The organism is Vreelandella hamiltonii, from assembly GCF_014651775.1.
In the GTDB taxonomy this organism is placed as follows: Bacteria; Pseudomonadota; Gammaproteobacteria; order Pseudomonadales; family Halomonadaceae; genus Vreelandella; species Vreelandella hamiltonii.
The window spans coordinates 1-1603 of sequence record NZ_BMXN01000055.1; the positions used below are offsets into that span (position 1 = coordinate 1).

Sequence of the window (1603 nt, forward strand, 5' to 3'; positions counted from 1 at the left end):
TAACGGGCTTGCGAAAGCCAACTTGCACGGGGCGAATGATCAAAAAGTGCTCGCTGGCGGTGATAGGGAAAGTGTCGGCGCCGGCTTCACGGATTCAGGATTAATAAAACGGGTTATTTGAGAGTTTTCATCTGCTCCTTCGAGCAAGACGAATTTAATCGGGCCAGCTTCCATTACTGCGGAATTCATTGCGCTGCGGGCACCAGTGGTAGTCATACGGTCTATGAGGCTGAATCCGATCATGCTGTAATAGCCAATGGCCTGCTCAAGATCTAGTACTGCAATTGCAACATGATCGATTTTTTGGGCTTTATGTTTGAGCATTAGCTTTGAAGTGGTTTCGCAGCTATTAGTCATGAGTGTTCTCCTTGGCGTGTGGTTCACTCGATCCAAATGATTTCATTATTGACTTCCGCAAGGGAGGCGCATCCGCAGAGATGCATGCAAAGATGTAAATCTTCACTCAGCTGTTCCAATACTCTGGCTACTCCTTGCGCACCTTCAGCAGCAAGCCCCCAAAGAACTGGACGACCTACGCCCACAGCATCGGCACCTAAAGCAAGAGCCTTAAGGATATCTGCGCCACTGCGAATACCGCCATCTACGATAATCGGTATCACATTGCCTAGCCGTTGACGAATATGTGGTAACATACTAATGGCGGAAACATGGTGGTCGAGTTGACGCCCGCCGTGGTTAGAAAGGTAGAGGGCATCTACTTCATGCTGCAGAGCAATTTCCGCATCTAGTGGGTGCAGTATGCCTTTCAAAATCAGTGGCATATTAGTATGGTATTTAACCCATTCTACATCTGCCCAAGAAATAGCGGGCTCTAATTGATCAGCAACGAAAGCCGCGACTCCTGAATTTCCTGAGACAGGGATACACTGATGCTTTATTTGCCCTTGCAAATAACTTTCATTTCTATATCTGTTAACACTAAATTCATTGCGGCGGTCACGCAGTCGTGCACCCATGAGAGGAACGTCTACAGTGAGAACTAAAGCGCTGCAACCAGAATCTTGTGCTCGCTGAATAAGATCCCTGTTAATTTGACGATCTTTATACAGATAGAGTTGAAACATAACTGGTGCGTCTGACTTTTCGCATACTGTTTCCACAGGAAAATCTGACATAGTGCTTAGGATGAAGGGGACTCCATTCTGGTTCGCAGCTTTAATTGTTGCGAGCTCTCCTTCAGGGTGAACGAGTTTATGATGCGCACTCGGAGCCACAAGTATGGGAGGTGTTGGGCATTGGTTTCCAAGGATGCGAGCCAAACGAGTGGTGAATGGGTCTACTTTTTCTATTCCTCGCAGAACTCTGGAAAGAAGCTTTACACGTTCCAGTGCGCAAATATTTTCTTGCAATGATTGCTCACTTCCAGCCCCACCGTCAATAAAGTCATAAACTTCTGGGGGTAAGTGGCGTTTTGCAATCGATTGCCAATCTTCAATACACACTGGAACCATACTCGTTCCCTCGTCTAATTTAGCTGTTACCTGAATCCGTGAGACCGGCCCCCGGAAGCACTTCTAACCCACTGACCTGCATGGCAATATAGCCATTATCGCCATTCACCCAGACAGTGCCATGCCCAACA

The 1603-nt window shown here is 47.3% G+C and carries 2 protein-coding genes; both read right to left on the minus strand.

Annotation, left to right across the window (positions count from 1 at the left end; translation table 11 throughout):
- Positions 1 to 39 precede the first annotated feature (39 nt).
- Positions 40 to 357 (minus strand): VOC family protein, encoded by a 318-nt coding sequence (locus IE091_RS18295; protein WP_189464326.1) that lies wholly within the window; start codon positions 355 to 357, stop codon positions 40 to 42.
- A gap of 23 nt (positions 358 to 380) precedes the next feature.
- Entirely contained in the window at positions 381 to 1472 is a 1092-nt protein-coding gene (locus IE091_RS18300; RefSeq protein ID WP_096921788.1) for an alpha-hydroxy acid oxidase, read from the minus strand.
- Positions 1473 to 1603: the final 131 nt, after the last annotated feature.

Bases quoted from the DNA above. Each gene is read 5' to 3' on its own strand.
- IE091_RS18295 (WP_189464326.1), bottom strand. From the start codon at position 357: ATGACTAATAGCTGCGAAACCACTTCAAAGCTAATGCTCAAACATAAA.
- IE091_RS18300 (WP_096921788.1), bottom strand. From the start codon at position 1,472: ATGGTTCCAGTGTGTATTGAAGATTGGCAATCGATTGCAAAACGCCAC.